Origin of the sequence: Enterococcus sp. DIV1337a (assembly GCF_051712285.1) — a bacterium.
GTDB lineage: Bacteria > Bacillota > Bacilli > Lactobacillales > Enterococcaceae > Enterococcus > Enterococcus faecalis.
On the sequence record NZ_JBIOOP010000001.1, the window covers coordinates 170,058 to 184,850 of the forward strand.

General features: G+C 39.4%; 25 protein-coding genes. All 25 read left to right on the top strand.

From position 1 onward, the window contains the following. Positions 1 to 17 precede the first annotated feature (17 nt). The 25 genes from rpsQ to IGL49_RS00910 all read left to right on the top strand — a co-directional run bounded on the left by rpsQ (position 18) and on the right by IGL49_RS00910 (position 14,785). Entirely contained in the window at positions 18 to 284 is a 267-nt protein-coding gene (gene rpsQ, locus IGL49_RS00790) for a 30S ribosomal protein S17 (RefSeq protein WP_002359348.1), read from the top strand. A 57-nt stretch (positions 285 to 341) separates the two neighbouring features. Beyond that, positions 342 to 710: a 50S ribosomal protein L14 gene (rplN, locus tag IGL49_RS00795; protein ID WP_002356211.1), complete on the top strand. Its 369-nt coding sequence runs from the start codon at positions 342 to 344 to the stop codon at positions 708 to 710. A gap of 35 nt (positions 711 to 745) precedes the next feature. Beyond that, positions 746 to 1,057: a 50S ribosomal protein L24 gene (gene rplX / locus IGL49_RS00800; protein WP_002356212.1), complete on the top strand. Its 312-nt coding sequence runs from the start codon at positions 746 to 748 to the stop codon at positions 1,055 to 1,057. A 25-nt stretch (positions 1,058 to 1,082) separates the two neighbouring features. Beyond that, a complete protein-coding gene (gene rplE, locus IGL49_RS00805) occupies positions 1,083 to 1,622 on the top strand; it encodes a 50S ribosomal protein L5 (RefSeq protein WP_002356213.1) in 540 nt (179 codons plus the stop codon). Positions 1,623 to 1,640: 18 nt separating this feature from the next. Then, entirely contained in the window at positions 1,641 to 1,826 is a 186-nt protein-coding gene (locus IGL49_RS00810) for a type Z 30S ribosomal protein S14 (RefSeq protein ID WP_002356214.1), read from the top strand. A 35-nt stretch (positions 1,827 to 1,861) separates the two neighbouring features. Next, on the top strand, positions 1,862 to 2,260 hold the full coding sequence (gene rpsH, locus IGL49_RS00815) for a 30S ribosomal protein S8 (protein ID WP_104855116.1): 399 nt from the start codon (positions 1,862 to 1,864) through the stop codon (positions 2,258 to 2,260). A gap of 31 nt (positions 2,261 to 2,291) precedes the next feature. Further along, complete coding sequence (gene rplF, locus IGL49_RS00820) at positions 2,292 to 2,828, top strand: 50S ribosomal protein L6 (RefSeq protein WP_002356217.1); 537 nt, start codon at positions 2,292 to 2,294, stop codon at positions 2,826 to 2,828. A gap of 160 nt (positions 2,829 to 2,988) precedes the next feature. Then, on the top strand, positions 2,989 to 3,345 hold the full coding sequence (rplR, locus tag IGL49_RS00825) for a 50S ribosomal protein L18 (RefSeq protein WP_002356218.1): 357 nt from the start codon (positions 2,989 to 2,991) through the stop codon (positions 3,343 to 3,345). A gap of 20 nt (positions 3,346 to 3,365) precedes the next feature. Then, on the top strand, positions 3,366 to 3,866 hold the full coding sequence (gene rpsE / locus IGL49_RS00830) for a 30S ribosomal protein S5 (RefSeq protein WP_002356219.1): 501 nt from the start codon (positions 3,366 to 3,368) through the stop codon (positions 3,864 to 3,866). Positions 3,867 to 3,879: 13 nt separating this feature from the next. Beyond that, the gene (rpmD, locus tag IGL49_RS00835; protein WP_002356220.1) at positions 3,880 to 4,059 is read left to right on the top strand and encodes a 50S ribosomal protein L30; all 180 of its coding nucleotides are present in this window, start codon (positions 3,880 to 3,882) and stop codon (positions 4,057 to 4,059) included. Between the two features lie 47 nt (positions 4,060 to 4,106). Then, complete coding sequence (rplO, locus tag IGL49_RS00840) at positions 4,107 to 4,547, top strand: 50S ribosomal protein L15 (protein ID WP_002356221.1); 441 nt, start codon at positions 4,107 to 4,109, stop codon at positions 4,545 to 4,547. Beyond that, a complete protein-coding gene (secY, locus tag IGL49_RS00845) occupies positions 4,548 to 5,846 on the top strand; it encodes a preprotein translocase subunit SecY (protein ID WP_104855117.1) in 1,299 nt (432 codons plus the stop codon). Between the two features lie 86 nt (positions 5,847 to 5,932). Next, a complete protein-coding gene (locus IGL49_RS00850) occupies positions 5,933 to 6,583 on the top strand; it encodes an adenylate kinase (protein WP_002356223.1) in 651 nt (216 codons plus the stop codon). A gap of 210 nt (positions 6,584 to 6,793) precedes the next feature. Continuing rightward, entirely contained in the window at positions 6,794 to 7,012 is a 219-nt protein-coding gene (infA, locus tag IGL49_RS00855; protein WP_002356224.1) for a translation initiation factor IF-1, read from the top strand. 32 nt (positions 7,013 to 7,044) lie between these two features. After that, complete coding sequence (rpmJ, locus tag IGL49_RS00860; protein WP_002288710.1) at positions 7,045 to 7,161, top strand: 50S ribosomal protein L36; 117 nt, start codon at positions 7,045 to 7,047, stop codon at positions 7,159 to 7,161. A 19-nt stretch (positions 7,162 to 7,180) separates the two neighbouring features. Continuing rightward, a complete protein-coding gene (gene rpsM / locus IGL49_RS00865) occupies positions 7,181 to 7,546 on the top strand; it encodes a 30S ribosomal protein S13 (protein ID WP_002356225.1) in 366 nt (121 codons plus the stop codon). A 27-nt stretch (positions 7,547 to 7,573) separates the two neighbouring features. Beyond that, positions 7,574 to 7,963, top strand: coding sequence for a 30S ribosomal protein S11 (rpsK, locus tag IGL49_RS00870; RefSeq protein ID WP_002356226.1), 390 nt, complete (start codon positions 7,574 to 7,576; stop codon positions 7,961 to 7,963). Between the two features lie 80 nt (positions 7,964 to 8,043). Next, positions 8,044 to 8,982, top strand: coding sequence for a DNA-directed RNA polymerase subunit alpha (locus IGL49_RS00875; protein WP_141409958.1), 939 nt, complete (start codon positions 8,044 to 8,046; stop codon positions 8,980 to 8,982). Positions 8,983 to 9,055: 73 nt separating this feature from the next. Continuing rightward, entirely contained in the window at positions 9,056 to 9,439 is a 384-nt protein-coding gene (gene rplQ / locus IGL49_RS00880) for a 50S ribosomal protein L17 (protein ID WP_002356228.1), read from the top strand. Between the two features lie 45 nt (positions 9,440 to 9,484). Continuing rightward, complete coding sequence (locus tag IGL49_RS00885) at positions 9,485 to 9,718, top strand: hypothetical protein (RefSeq protein ID WP_104855118.1); 234 nt, start codon at positions 9,485 to 9,487, stop codon at positions 9,716 to 9,718. Then, on the top strand, positions 9,715 to 10,914 hold the full coding sequence (locus IGL49_RS00890) for a DUF819 family protein (protein ID WP_104855119.1): 1,200 nt from the start codon (positions 9,715 to 9,717) through the stop codon (positions 10,912 to 10,914). The genes IGL49_RS00885 and IGL49_RS00890 overlap by 4 nt, the downstream gene beginning before the upstream one ends. 15 nt (positions 10,915 to 10,929) lie before the next feature. After that, positions 10,930 to 12,105, top strand: coding sequence for an amidohydrolase (locus IGL49_RS00895; RefSeq protein ID WP_164982945.1), 1,176 nt, complete (start codon positions 10,930 to 10,932; stop codon positions 12,103 to 12,105). A gap of 201 nt (positions 12,106 to 12,306) precedes the next feature. After that, a complete protein-coding gene (locus IGL49_RS00900) occupies positions 12,307 to 13,146 on the top strand; it encodes an energy-coupling factor ABC transporter ATP-binding protein (protein ID WP_104855120.1) in 840 nt (279 codons plus the stop codon). Then, positions 13,122 to 13,991, top strand: a complete 870-nt coding sequence (locus IGL49_RS00905) for an energy-coupling factor ABC transporter ATP-binding protein (RefSeq protein WP_174128035.1) — start codon at positions 13,122 to 13,124, stop codon at positions 13,989 to 13,991. The genes IGL49_RS00900 and IGL49_RS00905 overlap by 25 nt, the downstream gene beginning before the upstream one ends. Then, positions 13,988 to 14,785, top strand: coding sequence for an energy-coupling factor transporter transmembrane component T family protein (locus IGL49_RS00910; RefSeq protein ID WP_002373841.1), 798 nt, complete (start codon positions 13,988 to 13,990; stop codon positions 14,783 to 14,785). The genes IGL49_RS00905 and IGL49_RS00910 overlap by 4 nt, the downstream gene beginning before the upstream one ends. Positions 14,786 to 14,793 lie beyond the last annotated feature (8 nt).

The window sequence follows — 14,793 nt, forward strand, 5'->3', positions numbered from 1 at the left end:
AAGGAGGCCAAACGCGTATGACTGAAGAAAGAAATCAACGTAAAGTTTACCAAGGTCGCGTGGTATCAGACAAAATGGATAAAACAATCACAGTTGTCGTTGAAACAAAGAAAAACCACCCTATCTATGGCAAACGTATGAAATATTCTAAAAAATATAAAGCGCATGATGAAAACAACACAGCGAAAGTTGGAGACATCGTAAAAATCATGGAAACTCGTCCATTATCAGCTACAAAACGTTTCCGTTTACTAGAGGTAGTCGAAGAAGCAGTTATTATCTAATAAAACGAGAATTTCCTAATAGATTGAAGCACAAAATCTGAAAGGGGGATACACATCGTGATCCAACAAGAAAGTCGTTTAAGAGTCGCTGACAATTCTGGCGCACGTGAAATTTTAACGATCAAAGTCCTAGGCGGATCTGGTCGTAAAACTGCTAACATCGGTGACGTTATTGTTGCTACTGTCAAACAAGCAACGCCAGGTGGGGTTGTTAAAAAAGGTGAAGTAGTTAAAGCCGTTATCGTTCGTACAAAATCTGGCGCTCGTCGTGCTGACGGTTCTTACATCAAATTTGATGAAAATGCTGCGGTAATTATCCGTGACGATAAAAGCCCACGCGGAACACGTATCTTCGGACCAGTTGCACGTGAATTACGTGAAAACAACTTCATGAAGATCGTTTCTCTAGCACCAGAAGTATTATAATCTCGAGCCCACGTTAAAGGAGGTGCGAAACAGTAATGTTTGTTAAAAAAGGCGATAAAGTAAAAGTTATCACTGGTAAAGATAAAAACAAAGAAGGCGTTGTCTTAGCAGCGTTTCCTAAACAAGATAAAGTTATCGTTGAAGGTGTCAACGTCGTTAAAAAACACCAAAAACCAAACCAAGCAGCCCCACAAGGTGGAATCCTTGAAGTGGAAGCGCCAATTCATGTTTCTAATGTAATGGTGATTGATCCTTCAAACGGAGAAGCTACTAAAGTTGCGTTTAAAGAAGTCGACGGCAAAAAAGTCCGCGTTTCTAAAAAAACAGGTGAAGTTTTAGATAAATAAAAATTGCGGAAGGAGGGCTTACTGAATGAACCGCCTGAAAGAAAAATATATTAAAGAAGTAACACCATCATTGGTGGAAAAATTTAATTACAGCTCAGTTATGCAAACACCTAAAGTTGATAAAATCGTTATCAACATGGGTGTGGGTGATGCAGTATCAAATGCTAAAAACTTAGACAAAGCTGTTGAAGAATTAGCATTAATCACTGGTCAAAAACCACTTATCACAAAAGCTAAAAAATCTATCGCTGGATTCCGTTTACGTGAAGGAATGCCAATCGGTGCGAAAGTAACGCTACGCGGCGAAAGAATGTACGAATTTTTAGATAAATTAGTAACAGTTTCTTTACCTCGTGTACGTGACTTCCACGGTGTCAGCAAAAAAGCTTTCGATGGTCGTGGTAACTATACTTTAGGTATTAAAGAACAATTAATCTTCCCAGAAGTTGATTATGATTTAGTAGATAAAGTACGCGGTATGGACATCGTAATTGTTACAACAGCGAACACTGACGAAGAGTCTCGCGAATTGTTGGCACAATTAGGTATGCCATTCCAAAAATAATATAAGGAGGCGAACTACGTGGCTAAAAAATCAATGATTGCTAAAAACAAACGTCCTGCTAAACATTCAACACAAGCATATACTCGTTGTGAACGTTGTGGACGTCCACATTCAGTTTATCGTAAATTTCATCTTTGCCGTATTTGCTTCCGCGAACTTGCCTATAAAGGTCAAATTCCCGGCGTGAAGAAAGCTAGCTGGTAAACAAGTAAACTCGCATAAAGGAGGTAAATAGTTCAATGGTCATGACAGATCCAATTGCAGATTTTCTAACTCGCATTCGTAATGCGAACATGGTTAAACATGAAACTTTAGAAGTACCTGCTTCAAAAATCAAACGTGATATCGCAGAAATCCTGAAACGTGAAGGATTTATCCGCGACGTAGAATACATCGAAGATGACAAACAAAACGTAATCCGTGTTTTCCTAAAATATGGTAAAAACGAAGAACGTGTTATCACAAACTTAAAACGTATTTCTAAACCAGGTTTACGTGCATACGTAAAAGCTGACGAAGTACCAAAAGTATTAAACGGTCTAGGAATTGCAATCATCTCTACATCAGAGGGTGTAATTACTGACAAAGAAGCTAGAGCGAAAAATATCGGCGGCGAAGTAATCGCCTACGTATGGTAATTCTAAAAAATACACAAGGAGGTGTCTCTAAGTGAGCCGTATTGGTAATAAAGTTGTTGTTCTTCCTGCTGGTGTTGAAATCAAGCAAGACGGAAACAACATTACAGTTAAAGGACCTAAAGGTGAATTAACACGCGAATTTTCTTCTGATATCAAAATGAACATCGAAGGAAACGAAGTGACATTCACTCGTCCAAACGATTCAAAAGAAATGAAAACAATTCACGGAACAACTCGTGCAAACTTCAACAACATGGTTGTTGGTGTTTCTGAAGGTTTCCAAAAAGCACTTGAACTTATCGGGGTCGGATACCGTGCCCAAGTACAAGGCAACAAATTAACTTTAAACGTTGGTTATTCTCATCCTGTCGAAATGACAGCACCAGAAGGCGTAACATTTGAAGTACCTGCGAACACACAAGTTATCGTTAAAGGCATCAACAAAGAAGTTGTTGGTGAATTAGCTGCTAACATCCGTGGCGTTCGTCCTCCAGAACCTTATAAAGGCAAAGGGATTCGCTATGTTGGTGAATTTGTACGCCGTAAAGAAGGTAAAACTGGTAAATAATAACAGCTGTGTAGAAAACAGAAGTCAACAACAAGCAACTGTCATTTTATGGGATTTTTCCAATAAAATGCTTTTGTCTTGTCTGCCAGCTTCTCTTTTCCGTAATCTGCTGACTGCTTGAAATATTAGTAGTAAACATTAAATCAAAGAGGTGAAAATTGTGATTACAAAACCAGATAAAAACAAAACACGTCAAAAGAGACATCGTCGTGTACGTAACAAAATCTCTGGTACTGCTGAGTGCCCACGCTTGAACATTTTCCGTTCTAACAAAAACATCTACGCGCAAGTCATTGATGACGTAGCGGGTGTGACGCTAGCAAGTGCCTCTGCCTTGGATAAAGAAATTTCAGGTGGAACAAAAACAGAAACAGCTGCAGCTGTTGGTAAACTAGTTGCTGAACGTGCCGCTGAAAAAGGCATCAAAAAAGTAGTCTTCGACCGTGGTGGATACCTTTACCATGGCCGCGTGCAAGCTTTAGCTGAAGCTGCTCGTGAAAATGGACTAGAATTTTAGGAGAAGGAGGAACACCATTCATGGTTTATATTGATCCAAAACATTTGGAATTAGAAGACCGCGTTGTAGCGATCAACCGTGTAACAAAAGTTGTTAAAGGTGGACGTCGTTTACGTTTCGCAGCTTTAGTTGTTGTCGGTGACAAAAACGGACACGTTGGTTTCGGTACTGGTAAAGCACAAGAAGTACCTGAAGCTATCCGTAAAGCAATCGAAGACGCGAAGAAAAACTTAGTTGAAGTGCCTATGGTTGGTTCTACTATCCCGCACGAAGTAATTGGCGTATTCGGTGGCGGCCGTATCCTTATGAAACCTGCAGTAGAAGGTTCTGGGGTAGCTGCTGGTGGACCAGTTCGTGCCGTATTGGAATTAGCTGGTGTAGCAGATATTACATCTAAATCACTAGGTTCAAACACACCTATTAACGTTGTTCGCGCAACTGTTGAAGGTCTAAAACAATTAAAACGTGCCGAAGAAGTGGCAGCACTTCGCGGTAAATCTGTAGAAGAAATTATCGGTTAAGGAGGACAAAATAATGGCTGAATTAAAAATTACTTTAAAACGCAGTGTTATCGGACGTCCTCAAAACCAACGTGCTACAGTTAAAGCGTTAGGTTTAGGTAAAGTGAATAGTACTGTTACAAAACCTGCCAATGAAGCAATCAAAGGCATGGTTAACACTATTTCACATTTAGTGGACGTAGAAGAAGTTTAAGATTTATAGATTTGTAATAGAAGATTGCTTAAGGAGGTGCCAAACCTATGAAACTTCATGAATTAAAACCTGCTGAGGGCTCACGCCAAGTACGTAACCGTGTTGGACGTGGTACTTCATCTGGTAATGGTAAAACAGCTGGCCGTGGACAAAAAGGGCAAAAAGCCCGTTCAGGCGGTGGTGTTCGTTTAGGATTTGAAGGGGGTCAAACTCCATTATTCCGTCGCTTACCAAAACGTGGGTTTACGAACATTAATCGTAAAGACTACGCTGTTGTAAACTTAGATACTTTAAACCGTTTTGAAGATGGAACAGAAGTAACTCCTGTTGTCCTAAAAGAAGCAGGAATCGTTAAAAACGAAAAAGCAGGAATCAAAGTTCTTGCAGATGGTGAGTTAACGAAAAAATTAACTGTGAAAGCAGCTAAATTCTCGAAATCAGCACAAGAAGCTATCGAAGCTGCTGGTGGTTCAATCGAGGTGATCTAATTGTTCAAGCTATTAAAGAACGCCTTTAAAGTCAAAGACATTAGATCAAAAATCTTATTTACAGTTTTAATCTTGTTTGTATTTCGCCTAGGTGCGCACATTACTGTGCCCGGGGTGAATGCAAAGGGATTGTCTGATTTAAGTAGCTTACCATTTTTGAATATGTTGAATATGGTGAGTGGTAGTGCAATGCAAAACTTCTCTATCTTCTCGATGGGGGTTTCGCCATACATTACAGCATCTATTATTATTCAACTATTGCAAATGGATATTGTACCTAGATTTGTCGAATGGTCAAAACAAGGAGAAGTTGGGCGCAAGAAATTAAATCAAGCAACAAGATATCTAACGATCGTCTTGGGTGTGGCTCAGTCAATGGGGATCACTGCTGGTTTTAATAGCTTAAGTCAAACTGGGATTGTCAACAATCCAACCTTAGGTACCTTTGTGATGATTGCAGTTATTTTAACTGCTGGAACGATGTTTGTGACTTGGATGGGTGAGCAAATTACAGAAAAAGGAATCGGAAATGGTGTTTCAATGATTATCTTTGCCGGGATTATTTCTCGTTTGCCAGGAGCAGTCAAAGAAATCTATGAAGATTACTTCGTCAATATCGAGTCTTCTCGTATTTGGCAATCTGTTATTTTCATTGCAATCTTAGTTATTGCTGTTTTGGTGATTGTTACAGTCGTAACGTTCTTCCAACAAGCAGAACGTAAGATTCCAATCCAATATACAAAACGTGTTTCTGGTGCACCAACAAGTAGTTATTTACCGTTAAAAGTAAATGCTGCTGGGGTTATTCCAGTTATCTTTGCCAGCTCGTTAATTGCAACACCAAATGCCATTTTACAAGCTTTCTCATCAAAATTCGCTGGTGAAAATTGGTATGACATTATGACAAAAATCTTCAGTTATAACACAGTTCCAGGGGCAATCATCTATACTGTCCTAATCGTTGCGTTTACGTTCTTCTATGCATTTGTTCAAGTAAACCCTGAGAAATTAGCGGAAAACTTACAAAAACAAGGAAGCTACATTCCAAGCGTGCGACCAGGTAAAGGTACAGAAGAATATGTATCTGGCGTGTTAATGAGATTAAGTGTTGTCGGCTCAATTTTCCTAGGACTTGTTGCTTTACTTCCAATCATTGCGCAAATGGTTTGGAATTTACCTCAATCAATCGGTTTAGGTGGAACAAGTTTACTAATCGTTATCGGGGTTGCATTAGAAACAACGAAACAATTAGAAGGATTAATGATGAAACGTCAATATGTCGGCTTTATCAATAAGTAAGAATCGAGTGTTGAGGTTTTACCTCAGCACCATTCTCACATATGGCTAGCTTCATAAGCCGGTCTTTAAAATTAGGAGGAGAATATATGAACCTCATTTTAATGGGATTACCTGGAGCAGGTAAAGGCACCCAAGCAGAAAAAATCATTGATACGTATGGCATTCCACATATTTCTACCGGAGATATGTTCCGTGCAGCAATGAAAAATGAAACTGCCTTGGGCCTAGAAGCGAAATCTTATATCGATAAAGGTGAACTGGTTCCTGACGAAGTAACAAACGGAATTGTTAAAGAACGCCTTGCTGAACCAGACACAGACAAAGGATTCCTATTAGATGGTTTCCCACGTACGCTGGATCAAGCAAAAGCATTAGATACAATGCTTAAAGAATTAAACAAAAAAATTGATGCTGTCATTGACATCCATGTAGAAGAAGATGTATTAATCGAGCGTTTAGCTGGACGATTCATCTGTCGCACATGTGGCGCAACGTATCATAAATTATTCAACCCGCCAAAAGTTGAAGGCACTTGTGATCGCTGTGGCGGACATGAATTCTACCAAAGAGAAGATGATAAGCCCGAAACGGTTAAAAATCGTTTGGCAGTCAACATTGAAAGTAGCGCACCAATCTTAGCTTTCTATAAAGAACAAGGCTTGATGCATACAATCGATGGCAATCGCGAAATCGATACTGTTTTTTCTGATGTGAAAAAAATCATTGACGAAAACTAATTTCCAATTGCCCGCAGTTTAACCCTGTTGTTGTATTCAGTTTCTCTTGCCAAAACATAACTAAATATGGTAGAATATATCAGTCCGACTTCTACAGTTTTGTGACATCAAAATGAATAACGAAGTTAGTTGAGAATTTCTAGGTGGGAGCTGGAGTTTCCGCCGTTTTATCGTGTGAAAACGCGAAACAAGTACAAGGAGGTACTGTGCGTGGCAAAAGAAGATATGATTGAAGTCGAAGGTACAGTCGTCGAAACTTTGCCGAATGCAATGTTTAAAGTCGAACTAGAAAATGGACACCAAGTTCTTGCTACTGTTTCAGGTAAAATCCGTATGCACTACATCCGTATCTTACCTGGTGACAAAGTAACAGTTGAATTATCACCGTATGATTTAACGCGTGGCCGTATTACTTATCGCTTTAAATAATTGTACTCCGTAAAACCACAGGAGGTATTATCATGAAAGTAAGACCATCAGTAAAACCAATGTGTGAACATTGTAAAGTAATTCGCCGTAAAGGACGTGTTATGGTTATTTGCCCAGCAAATCCAAAACATAAACAACGTCAAGGATAATTAGGAGGTGTAACGAATAATGGCTCGTATTGCAGGAGTAGACATCCCTCGTGACAAACGTGTAGTAGTTTCTCTTACTTACATTTATGGTATTGGTAACACTACAGCTAAAAAAGTTTTAGCAAACGTTGGCGTATCTGAAGATGTTCGTGTACGTGATTTAACAAACGAACAAACAGATGCGATTCGTGCGGAAATTGATAAGTTAAAAGTTGAAGGGGATCTTCGTCGTGAAGTGAACTTAAACATCAAACGCTTGATGGAAATCGGTTCATACCGTGGAATCCGTCACCGTCGTGGATTACCAACTCGTGGACAAAACACGAAAAATAATGCACGTACTCGTAAAGGCCCTACTAAAACAGTAGCAGGCAAGAAAAAATAATTCCTAAGTGAAGGAGGTTAGAACTTCATGGCAGCAAAAAAAGTTAGTCGTAAACGCCGTGTCAAAAAGAATATAGAATCAGGTGTAGCACATATCCATTCTACATTCAACAATACAATCGTAATGATTACTGATACACATGGTAATGCATTAGCATGGTCATCAGCAGGATCATTAGGCTTTAAAGGAAGCAAAAAATCAACTCCTTTTGCCGCTCAAATGGCTGCAGAAGCCGCAACTAAAGTGGCAATGGAACATGGACTTAAAACTGTAGACGTAACAGTTAAAGGACCTGGTTCTGGACGTGAAGCAGCAATTCGTTCATTACAAGCAACAGGTTTAGAAGTGACTGCAATTCGTGACGTGACTCCAGTTCCTCATAATGGATGCCGCCCTCCAAAACGCCGTCGTGTTTAATGAGCGCCACTCATTCTGAGTTTGAATTAGGAACGTCATTGAACAAGACACTTTTCGTTTTGAAAGGGGTATAGATAAGAATGATTGAATTTGAAAAACCAAGAATCGAAAAAATTGATGAAAATAGAGATTATGGTAAGTTCGTCGTTGAACCATTAGAACGCGGTTACGGAACTACTTTAGGTAACTCTCTACGTCGTATTTTATTGTCTTCTTTACCAGGAGCTGCAATTACGAATATTCAAATCGATGGTGTTTTACACGAATTCTCAACTATTCCAGGTGTACGAGAAGACGTAACACAAATTATTTTGAATATTAAAGGCTTAGCATTGAAATTATATGCTGAAGAAGAGAAAACCCTTGAGATCGATATTACAGGACCCGCTACCGTGACTGCCGGCGATATTATCGTGGACAGTGATGTTGAGATCCTAAATAAAGATTTAGTTATCTGTAGTGTTGCTGAAGGAGCTACTTTCCATGCTCGCTTAACAGTGAAACCTGGTCGTGGCTATGTTCAAGCAGACGAAAACAAAAAAGAAGATATGCCAATCGGTGTACTTCCAGTTGATTCCATCTACACACCTGTTCATCGTGTTAACTACCAAGTAGAAAATACACGTGTTGGTCGTCGTGATGATTTCGACAAATTAACAATGGAAATATGGACAGATGGTTCAATCATTCCTCAAGAAGCACTAAGTTTAGCTGCGAAAATCATGACTGAGCATTTAGATATCTTTGTAAACCTTACTGACGAAGCGAAAAACGCTGAAATCATGGTGGAAAAAGAAGAAACTCAAAAAGAGAAAATGCTAGAAATGACGATTGAAGAACTTGATTTATCAGTTCGTTCATATAACTGTTTAAAACGTGCAGGCATTAATACTGTACAAGAACTTACAAACAAATCTGAACCAGAAATGATCAAAGTACGTAATTTAGGTCGTAAATCTCTTGAAGAAGTAAAACTTAAATTGCATGATCTAGGATTAGGATTACGTAAGGACGATTAAGACTTTTACGAAGTTTCCAGTCCTGCTTAACAGCAGTGGCTCGTGAGAACAGAAACGAAGGAGGGAACCCAACGTGAGTTACCGTAAATTAGGACGCACATCAAGCCAACGTAAAGCTATGCTACGTGATATTACAACTGATTTAATCATCAACGAACGCATCGTAACTACTGAAGCTCGTGCGAAAGAAGTACGTTCAACTGTAGAAAAAATGATTACTTTAGGTAAACGTGGAGATCTTCATGCACGTCGTCAAGCAGCTACTTTCGTTCGTAATGAAGTTGCTAGTGTTCGTGAAGAAGATGAGTCTATCGTTGTTGAATCAGCTTTACAAAAGCTATTTAACGATTTAGGACCTCGTTTCGCGGAACGCCAAGGTGGTTACACTCGTATCTTGAAGACAGAACCAAGACGCGGCGATGCAGCACCAATGGTAGTTATCGAATTTGTTAAATAATTAATAAACCGATCACTTTATAGATGTTTCTTTTAGAGTGTTATGATGTTGGAGGCGACTCCGAGTCTAGCTCTGCTTTCCCTGCTAAAGATGGCTTTAGCAGGGGAGCACTCATCATATAAAGGTGATTTTTTTTTGCTTTGGGAAAACGCTGTTTTCTCAAAGCTTTTTTGTTTCTTAAAAGCATTGCAGAAGCTTTTGCGGTTTGTTATACTGATTATTAATTGGAATTTTCAGATAATTAAACAATCTGATTTAGTAGAAGGGGGAATTATATGACGCAAATGTTTGCTTTTTCGTTGCTGATGGTTATTTTATACATTGGTGATGTGGTTTCTATCAAAACAAAAGCTTGGATTCCATCTGTTTTTGTTTGTGGTGTTTTATTTATTCTTGGTTATTGGACTATTTTTCCACAAAATATTGTGGAAGTGGCAGGAATTCCTACAGTGGTGGCCACTTTATTAATGTATCTGTTGATTACTAATATGGGCACTTTGCTCTCTGTTAAAGAATTGGTTAATCAATGGAAAACGATTGTGATTGCTTTGTCAGGTATTCTGGGCATTATTGCCTTGTTGTTAGCTGTGGGGACTTTTGTTTTTGATTTAAAAACAGTTTTAGTTGCAATCCCGCCGTTAGTAGGAGGTTTAGTTTCTTCATTAGTAATGTCAGAAGCGGCTCAATCAGCTGGTTTAGCCTCACTTTCAGTTTTGGCAATTTTAATTTATGTCATTCAAGGGTTTGCAGGTTATCCCTTAACTTCAATTGTTCTAAAAAAAGAAGGAAAGCGGAAGCTTCAAGAATACCGAGCAGGCACATGGCAGCCGCTTCATGAACAAGAGGGGCAAGAAAAAGGAGCAGAACCAGATGTGCCTAAACTATTTGAAAAAGTACCAAAACGATATCATACAGATTATTCACGAATTTTACGTTTAGCCTTAGTTGCCACACTCGCTTATTATGTTTCTGTGTGGACGGCACCGTTTGTGACGATTAGTCCTTTTGTGTTGTGTTTATGTTTTGGTGTGATTGCAACGTCTTTAGGCTTTTTAGAAAAGCAACCATTGCAGAAAGCAAATAGCTTTGGTTTTGCGATTTTAGGGTTAATGCTTTTTGTCTTTGATGGCTTAAAACAAGCCACACCTGAAATGTTGATGGATTTATTTTTACCAATGATTGGGATTATTGTGATTGGTGTTATCGGGATGTACATCTTTTCAGCAATTGTTGGTCGTATATTAGGTGTGAGTAAAGAGATGGCATTCGCTGTTTCGTTGACAGCTTTATATGGCTTTCCAGCCGATTATATTATTACTAATGAAGTGATTCAATCATTGACAGAAGATGAACAAGAACAGGCGGCTTTAACGAGCCATTTAATGCCACCGATGTTAGTGGCAGGTTTCGTAACAGTCACCATTGTTTCGGTTATTTTAGCGGGTATTTTTTCAAGTATTTTATTAAGTTTGTAGAAACGGGGCGTAAGTATGAAAAAAATCAAAGCACTAGTCAAACAGCATGCACAGGAAATGATTGCTTTTCGACGGGATTTACACCAACATCCAGAATTACAATTTGAAGAATTTCGAACGACAGAAAAAGTCACGGAAGTTCTTGATCAATTGAGAATTACTTATCGCAAAACAGAACCGACGGGTTTAATTGCTGAGATTGTGGGCGGCAAACCAGGTCGAGTGGTTGCGCTGCGGGCTGATATGGATGCCTTACCTGTACAGGAATTAAATGAAGATTTGGCTTATAAATCTTTAGAAGCTGGTAAGATGCATGCATGTGGGCATGATTCCCATACCGCGATGTTAGTAACAGCGGCTAAAGTATTAAAAGAAATCCAAGAAGAACTTCAGGGAACGGTACGGTTGATTTTTCAACCATCTGAAGAGAATGCGCAAGGTGCTAAAGCAATGGTTGCGCAAGGCGCAATGACCGGTGTTGATGATGTATTTGGCTTACATATCTGGTCACAAATGCCTGTAGGAACCGCTTCGTGTCGAGTGGGCTCAAGTTTCGCATCCGCGGATATTTTTTCTGTTGATTTTAAAGGCCGTGGTGGCCATGGTGCGATGCCCAACGCTTGTATTGATGCGACAGTTATAGCTTCTTCTTTCGTGATGAATCTGCAAACGATTGTTTCTCGGGAGACAGATCCTTTAGATCCAGTAGTTGTCACGATTGGACGGATGGATGTGGGGATCCGTTTTAATGTGATTGCTGAGAATGCACGTTTAGAAGGAACCGTTCGTTGCTTTAGTGTAGCAACGCGTAATCGAGTAGAACAGGCGTTGCAACGCTATGCGGAACAAACAGCTACTATCTACGGTGGGACGGCTTCGTTAGATTATCAATATGGAACGTTGCCAGTGATTAATGATGAGCAGGATGCCATGTTTGCCCAAGCACTAATTAAGGAAAATTTTGGTGAAGCGGCCTTAAGACAAGAAGAGCCGACAACTGGTGGTGAAGACTTCAGTTATTATACTGAACATGCTTCTGGCTGTTTTTCCTTAGTGGGAAGTGGTAATCCAGAAAAAGATACGGAATGGGCACATCACCATGGTCGTTTTAATATTGATGAAGATGCGATGGCAATGGGTGCTGAGTTATATGCCCAATATGCGTTTGAATATTTGAAGACACATTTCTAAAAGAAAATCAGTAACTTCTTGTTTTATGAGAACAAGAAGTTATTTTTATGAAAAATAGACCTGTCAAGACAGATAAGAGCTCCCATAATGACCGTTCTTTTGGTATAATAAAAAATAGTGTGAAGAATCAGAACAGATGATTGAAAAAACGCTACTTTTTTGGTAGTGTTAGAAAGAATAAATAGATTGAGGGAGTACGCGATGCAACCAATCATTGAACTAAATAATATCCAATTTAATTATCAACCAGAAGATGCTTCTCCCGCTTTAAAAGATGTATCTTTTTCCATTCAACAAGGCGAATGGGTCGCTATTATTGGCCATAATGGTTCTGGTAAATCAACGTTAGCCAAAACGATCAATGGGCTGTTACTACCAGCTGCTGGGACCATCAAAGTTGGCGGCAAAGAATTAAACGAAGCAAACGTCTGGGATATCCGACGTATGGTAGGAATGGTCTTTCAGAATCCAGATAACCAATTTGTCGGTTCAACAGTCGAAGACGATGTGGCTTTTGGTTTAGAAAATCAAGGCATTCCGCGTGATGAAATGGTCGAACGTGTCCACGATGCCTTAGAACGGGTTCGTATGTTAGATTTTGCCAAGCGAGAACCTGCTCGGCTATCTGGCGGTCAAAAACAACGAGTAGCTATCGCTGGTGTGGTTGCTTTGCGACCAGATATTATTATTTTAGACGAAGCGACAAGTATGTTAGATCCAGAAGGTCGTGCAGAAGTAATTGCTACCATTCAAAAGATTAAAGAAGAAAGCAATTTAACAGTTATTTCTATTACCCACGATATTGATGAAGCGGCTAATGCGAATCGTATTTTAGTGATGCGCCAAGGACAATTAACAAGCGAAGGAACGCCAGAAAAGATTTTTTCTGCAGGAGAAGCGCTTGTTGAAATGGGCTTGGATTTACCGTTTCCTGAAAAATTAAAAGTAGCTTTGAAAGAGCGTGGCGTTGTTGTGCCAACGAATTATTTAACAGAAGAAGGGATGGTGGATTGGTTATGGACATCCGTTTTAAACAAGTAGATTTTACTTACCAACCCAATACTCCTTTTGAGCAACGGGCATTATTCGATATTAATTTAACGATTCAAGACGGCTCTTATACCGCGATTGTCGGTCATACTGGCAGTGGCAAATCAACGCTATTGCAACATTTAAATGCCTTGGTGAAACCAACTAAAGGCCAAGTGACAATTGGAGAGCGTGTGATTACGCCAGAAACTGATAATAAGAATTTAAAACCAATTCGTAAAAAAGTTGGGATCGTTTTTCAATTTCCAGAAACCCAATTGTTTGAAGAAACCGTGGAGCGAGACATCGCTTTCGGACCGAAAAACTTTGGTGTTTCAGACGAAGAAGCGAAAAAATCAGCTAAGAAAATGCTTGATTTAGTCGGCTTAGATGAAAAATACTTACAACATTCTCCGTTTGAGTTATCAGGTGGCCAAATGCGCCGTGTCGCAATTGCTGGTGTGCTAGCGATGGAACCAGAAGTCTTAGTATTAGACGAACCGACCGCTGGTTTGGATCCTAAGGGTCGTAAAGAAATGATGGAGATGTTTAGTCGTCTGCATAAAGAACACAATATGACCATCGTTTTAGTGACACATTTGATGGATGATGTGGCTAATTACGCAGATCATGTGATTGTTTTAGAAAAAGGACAAATCGTCCAAGCGGGAGCACCACAAGAAGTGTTTCAAGAGACACAATGGTTGAAAGAAAAACAATTAGGCGTGCCAACTGCGGCCGAATTTGCTGAAAAATTAGTGGCAAAAGGCTTTTCTTTTGAGCAATTACCATTAACGGCCGATCAATTAGCCGATCAGCTTCTGAAAAAAATGCAGGAAGCAGGTGAGGCAAAATGATGAATAAATTAATTTTTGGGCGCTATATTCCAGGTGATTCTTTTATCCATCGTTTAGATCCGCGCGCCAAATTATTAGCTAGTTTTTATTTTATTGGAATTATCTTTTTAGCAAATAATTGGCAGAGTTATGTTTTAATAGCGGCCTTTACTGCTTTTGCTATTTCATTATCAAAAATCAGCGCCCGCTTCTTTATCCGCGGTGTTCGGCCATTATTATGGCTAATTCTGTTTACTGTGGCTCTTCAAACCTTGTTTACACAAGGGGGAGAAGTGTACTTTCAGTGGGGAATTATTTCCATTACCCAGTTTGGTGTGACGAATGGGCTATTTATTTTCTGTCGTTTTGTTTTAATTATTTTCATGTCAACGCTATTAACTTTAACAACGGCACCATTAGAGTTATCAGATGCGATTGAATATTTGCTACGTCCACTTCGTGTGGTGAAATTTCCAGTTCACGAAGTTTCATTGATGTTATCCATTGCTTTACGTTTTGTTCCAACATTAATGGATGAAACGGAAAAGATTATGAATGCCCAACGTGCCCGTGGCGTGGATTTTGGTGAAGGAAACTTACTTCAAAAAATGAAAGCTATTGTTCCACTTTTAATTCCGCTTTTCGTAAGTAGTTTTAATCGTGCGGAAGATTTGGCGACTGCCATGGAAGCAAGAGGTTATCAAGGTGGCGAAGGACGGACAAAATACCGCATTCTTCATTGGCACCTACGAGATACAATAGTAATGTTTGGTTTTGTCTTGTTAACCATTGGCTTATTTGTATTAAGAACTTAGAAAAGGTG

What these genes read in the sequence shown, in the direction of transcription:
- rpsQ (WP_002359348.1), top strand. Translation starts at nt 18, where the DNA reads ATGACTGAAGAAAGAAATCAACGTAAAGTTTACCAAGGTCGCGTGGTA.
- rplX (WP_002356212.1), top strand. Translation starts at nt 746, where the DNA reads ATGTTTGTTAAAAAAGGCGATAAAGTAAAAGTTATCACTGGTAAAGAT.
- rplE (WP_002356213.1), top strand. Translation starts at nt 1,083, where the DNA reads ATGAACCGCCTGAAAGAAAAATATATTAAAGAAGTAACACCATCATTG.
- rpsH (WP_104855116.1), top strand. Translation starts at nt 1,862, where the DNA reads ATGGTCATGACAGATCCAATTGCAGATTTTCTAACTCGCATTCGTAAT.
- rpsE (WP_002356219.1), top strand. Translation starts at nt 3,366, where the DNA reads ATGGTTTATATTGATCCAAAACATTTGGAATTAGAAGACCGCGTTGTA.
- rpmD (WP_002356220.1), top strand. Translation starts at nt 3,880, where the DNA reads ATGGCTGAATTAAAAATTACTTTAAAACGCAGTGTTATCGGACGTCCT.
- rplO (WP_002356221.1), top strand. Translation starts at nt 4,107, where the DNA reads ATGAAACTTCATGAATTAAAACCTGCTGAGGGCTCACGCCAAGTACGT.
- IGL49_RS00850 (WP_002356223.1), top strand. Translation starts at nt 5,933, where the DNA reads ATGAACCTCATTTTAATGGGATTACCTGGAGCAGGTAAAGGCACCCAA.
- rpmJ (WP_002288710.1), top strand. Translation starts at nt 7,045, where the DNA reads ATGAAAGTAAGACCATCAGTAAAACCAATGTGTGAACATTGTAAAGTA.
- rpsM (WP_002356225.1), top strand. Translation starts at nt 7,181, where the DNA reads ATGGCTCGTATTGCAGGAGTAGACATCCCTCGTGACAAACGTGTAGTA.
- rpsK (WP_002356226.1), top strand. Translation starts at nt 7,574, where the DNA reads ATGGCAGCAAAAAAAGTTAGTCGTAAACGCCGTGTCAAAAAGAATATA.
- IGL49_RS00875 (WP_141409958.1), top strand. Translation starts at nt 8,044, where the DNA reads ATGATTGAATTTGAAAAACCAAGAATCGAAAAAATTGATGAAAATAGA.
- IGL49_RS00885 (WP_104855118.1), top strand. Translation starts at nt 9,485, where the DNA reads ATGTTGGAGGCGACTCCGAGTCTAGCTCTGCTTTCCCTGCTAAAGATG.
- IGL49_RS00890 (WP_104855119.1), top strand. Translation starts at nt 9,715, where the DNA reads ATGACGCAAATGTTTGCTTTTTCGTTGCTGATGGTTATTTTATACATT.
- IGL49_RS00895 (WP_164982945.1), top strand. Translation starts at nt 10,930, where the DNA reads ATGAAAAAAATCAAAGCACTAGTCAAACAGCATGCACAGGAAATGATT.
- IGL49_RS00900 (WP_104855120.1), top strand. Translation starts at nt 12,307, where the DNA reads ATGCAACCAATCATTGAACTAAATAATATCCAATTTAATTATCAACCA.
- IGL49_RS00905 (WP_174128035.1), top strand. Translation starts at nt 13,122, where the DNA reads ATGGACATCCGTTTTAAACAAGTAGATTTTACTTACCAACCCAATACT.
- IGL49_RS00910 (WP_002373841.1), top strand. Translation starts at nt 13,988, where the DNA reads ATGATGAATAAATTAATTTTTGGGCGCTATATTCCAGGTGATTCTTTT.